At 67.4% G+C, this 3728-nt stretch carries 4 protein-coding genes and 1 pseudogene; all 5 read right to left on the bottom strand.

Translation table 11 applies throughout. From position 1 onward, the window contains the following. Positions 1-196 precede the first annotated feature (196 nt). On the bottom strand, positions 197-1714 hold the full coding sequence (eccB, locus tag ACFE99_RS23930) for a type VII secretion protein EccB (RefSeq protein WP_375489209.1): 1518 nt from the start codon (positions 1712-1714) through the stop codon (positions 197-199). A 123-nt stretch (positions 1715-1837) separates the two neighbouring features. Further along, entirely contained in the window at positions 1838-2695 is an 858-nt protein-coding gene (locus ACFE99_RS23925; RefSeq protein WP_375489207.1) for an ESX secretion-associated protein EspG, read from the bottom strand. Positions 2696-2768: 73 nt separating this feature from the next. After that, complete coding sequence (locus tag ACFE99_RS23920) at positions 2769-3068, bottom strand: hypothetical protein (RefSeq protein ID WP_375489205.1); 300 nt, start codon at positions 3066-3068, stop codon at positions 2769-2771. A gap of 62 nt (positions 3069-3130) precedes the next feature. Next, positions 3131-3445, bottom strand: coding sequence for a WXG100 family type VII secretion target (locus tag ACFE99_RS23915; RefSeq protein ID WP_375489203.1), 315 nt, complete (start codon positions 3443-3445; stop codon positions 3131-3133). A gap of 79 nt (positions 3446-3524) precedes the next feature. Next, positions 3525-3728 (bottom strand): annotated as a pseudogene (locus tag ACFE99_RS23910) (hypothetical protein); the annotation flags it as partial.

Below are 3728 nucleotides of genomic sequence, written 5' to 3'. Positions count from 1 at the left end.
GCCCCGGGACCGGCCGGCGGGCTCTGCGGCTGCTGTTCGGCCTCCCCAGGTGGCGCCTGGAGAGGCGGCTCCCCGCTCGGCGGGGCCGCCGTGTGGTTGTGGAACTCACTGTTTTGACGATCGGTCACCATGCCATCCTCACCGCGCGAATCGTCGGTACTCGCACGCCATGTCTCATCGTGGATTGCGTCCTTGTCTAGGGCCGTCCGGGCTGCTTGGTCGACAGCGCCGCGGTGCCGCCGAGCGGGGCCAGCGTGTCGTGTTGGGTCATCGCGTCCTCGCGGCTGAGCGCCGGGCCGGTGGCGTAGATCCGGATCAGCGGCCACGGGGCCTGGCGGGCGTTGCCGGGGACGATCCCCAACGGTTTGAGCGTCATGTCGTCCAACGCGATGCCGTAGCGCACCCCCTGGTCGGAGATCCACCACAGCGACTCCCGGCTGCGCGAGCCCGGATCTGCGCTGGTGGTCATCACCAGATTCGTCGCCCCGGGCGCGATGTAGAGCTGGTCGGCCTCCACCGCGGTGGGGTCGGCGGCGGCGTCTTTGACCAGATGCACCAGCCGGTTATCGGATTCGGCCGGGGTCGGAAGGCCCTGACCGGAGAGCAGCGCGACCGTCGCCGCGCTGTCGGTGGCCCCCTTCGACCAGGCCAGGCAGGTGGTGCCGGCCACGGTGGTGTCGACCAGGTGCAGCCGCGTCGGTGGATAGTAGTCCACCGGCAGGCTGTCCACCACCGGCACGCGGGCCAGCCGGTCCGGGGACACCGCAACGGGCGCCACGTTGCCGAACGAGTTGGCCGAGCGCAGCAGCGAGGCCACAAACGGCGAGATCCGTTGCACCCCATTGCCTAACAACACATAGAAGGTGTCGGCACCGCTTTGGCTGAGCTCACGCACTGATAACACCGAGCCGATCACCGCGCGCGCACCCAAGTCCCACGGGGAGGGCTGGCCGGCGTCCGGGATCACCGGGCTGATCAGCGGATCGGTGGCCGGGATCGCGTCGAACAGCGCTGTCGACATCGGCACCGGGGCCGGCGCGTCGGCGTCCACGCCCAGCGCCAAGGCCACCGACTTGGTGGACAAGTCGATCTCGGAGCGGTGCCCATCCCACACCACATACGTTTTGGTGTTGTGGCGGGCCAAGATCGCGTTGGGCATCGTCAGCGGCGCCGAGCGCTGACCGACCTGCAGCGGGCCGGCGATCGCCGTCACCACCGGCTGCGCCGGCGCGGAGGACATCGGCGTGGCCGCCGGCGCGGTGTCGCAGACCGCCCACTGCGAGCCCAACCCGGTACGGATCGGCATTTGGGTGGGCGCGCCCACGATGCCGACCGTTGGGCCCTGCGGATACTTGTCGAGCTCTTTGGCCTTGACGAACGTGGGCCGGGCGGCTTCCCCGGCGATGAGCCGGGCGCTGGTCAAGTTCAGCGCCGGATGCAGCCTGCCGTCGACGAGCACGTAGATCGCGCCGGTGTCGCGGTCAGCCAGGATCCGCGACTGGCCGACCTGGCCGGCCGGTTTGAACCAGGCCAGAATCGCCATCAGCGCCACCGCCAGCACGGTGAAGGTGAACCCCAAGATGATCCCGGCCAGCCGCCGCTGCTCAGGGTCGTACTCCAGCCGCACCCCGTGGTGGCTAAGCGCCGAGGCGTTACGGCGATTCCAAAAATAGTGGGCTGTGACCTGCAGCCTAGACGTGAGGTTCAGCGCCATGCGGCTAACCTTACCGGCGCGCTCAGCACGCGCTCTCCGCTAATTGGGCCGTCGCCGACATCGGCGCCGCACGCGCTCCACCACACATCATCTCCGCGTTCGTCGCGTCGGCCGGCGGTCGCCTTAGCCAGCCTGCCGTGCGGACAGCAAATCAGTCAGGTCGTCGCGCAGGCCCGCCGGGGTGGTCGGCCAAATGCTCAGCCATTCCTTGCCGTCCGCGCCGGTCGTGGTCGTGAAGCTGATCCGCCCGAACTCGGTGTCGGCGACTGTCAACACCCGGGGATGGGCCCGCCTCTGCAGTCCGTGGTCAACGAGCATCACCACCGCCATCGCTGACTCATCCAGGCGGCTGGCCGCCATGACGACCTCCACTTCATGCGGCGGCAGACCCAGCTTCGCCAAGGCGGCGCTGACCGCCCCCCTTCCCAGCGGCGCGGCGGCTTCCATCGCCGACTGCAACAGATCGGCGGGCACGTTGACACCATCGATGTCGGCGGCGGGCATCTCACCGAACGGCGGCACCAGCACCTGACACATCAGTTCGATCTGGCGGTCGGGATCGTCGGCCTCGCCGACCCCGCCGATGACCATCTCGTCGCCATCGCGGGCGGCCATCGCCATCCAGCGCCGATGCCGGCAGATCACCAGGACGCGTTCGTGCACGGTTGGCGGCGCACCGTTGACCACCACTCCGGAGGGCCGCCGAATCGTCAGCACCACCTGGCGGTCCGGGCGGCCCAGCACCGTCATCCAGTCACGGACCACGTCATCGACATGGCCGGCGGCGTCGATGACCCCGGCCTGCACCAGGCTGTGATATTGGGCTGTCTGCGATATCGGCACCTGCCCGGCGTCGGTGTCGACCATCAGCGACTCATGCACCGACGGGATGAACGGCTTCAGGTGCAGCGCCACCGGCATCGACTCCACACCCAGCAGGGCCTGAAGGACCCAGATCGCTTCCACCGAGGTCGTCAACATCGCTGTCCTAAGCATCCACGCCAAGGGGCCGACCGAGGCCGGCCCCCTTGCTGATAGCTACCGTCTGAGCAGGCTAGATCGACATGAACGAATTGCCCGCCGAGGCGTCGTAGGCGACGAAATCAGCACCCGACGTCTCCACCGCGCCGCTGTGCCGCGCGATCACTTCCTTGCCGTCGTTGATGCCGTCGATGATCAGCTGCTGGGCCTGCTGGTAGGCCACCGAACCGTGCTGGGTGTCGAAGAATTCATGAATGCCGGCCAGCTTCTGCAGCGCCTCCTGACCGAGGCTGTCCAGCGTCGCGCTGAACGTCATCAGGGTGCTGGTGTAGTCGGCCAGCATCGCTGGGTTGTAGCGCATCATGTCGTCCATGAAAGGTTTTCCTTCGTCTAGGTTTAATCCGTCGGGGTCAAAGCCGAAAAGAGTTGGGACAGTTACTGGAACCGCAACGCGCCGGGAACCGCGGCGATGGTTTGTTGGTTGTTGTGGTCGGTGTTGGCATAGCCGTGCGCGTTTTGGCGCACCAGGTCGTTGAGTTGCTGGAACCGGGCCTGGATGCGGGCCTGGGCGTCGTGGACGTCCTGGGTTGTTTGAATGTTGGCCGTGCCGGCCGCACCGGTCAACCCGCCACCGCTGTGCAGTTCCATCGAATGATTCAGGTACTGCTGCAGCACATCTTGGACGCGCTGCGACAACTCGTCCATCTGATCAGCGAACGCCACCAATTGAGGGTGTCCGACAAGAGCCATGTGTGTTTTCTCCTCATCAACTGAGTTTCATTTGCGAGTGTGCGTCGAGTCTAAAAGCCCCGCGGGGCCGCTGTGTGCACTAATTCTGTTGCCGCTCCCCTCTGTCGGCCGCTGAGCGGGCGGTGACTTGCATGGTGCGCGGCGGGGATTTCTCCGCCGAAGCCGACGACCCCTCGCGGCCCAGTGCTGCCGGAGCGCCGTAGAGCCCGCCGCCCATACCCGAGGGCTGCGCGGCCGCCGGTTCGGCACCGGTGCTGCCGCCCAGCCATCCGCCGGGCAGCCC

Source organism: uncultured Mycobacterium sp. (genome assembly GCF_964249325.1).
GTDB lineage: Bacteria > Actinomycetota > Actinomycetes > Mycobacteriales > Mycobacteriaceae > Mycobacterium.
This window is presented reverse-complemented; position numbering and strand designations above follow the sequence as displayed.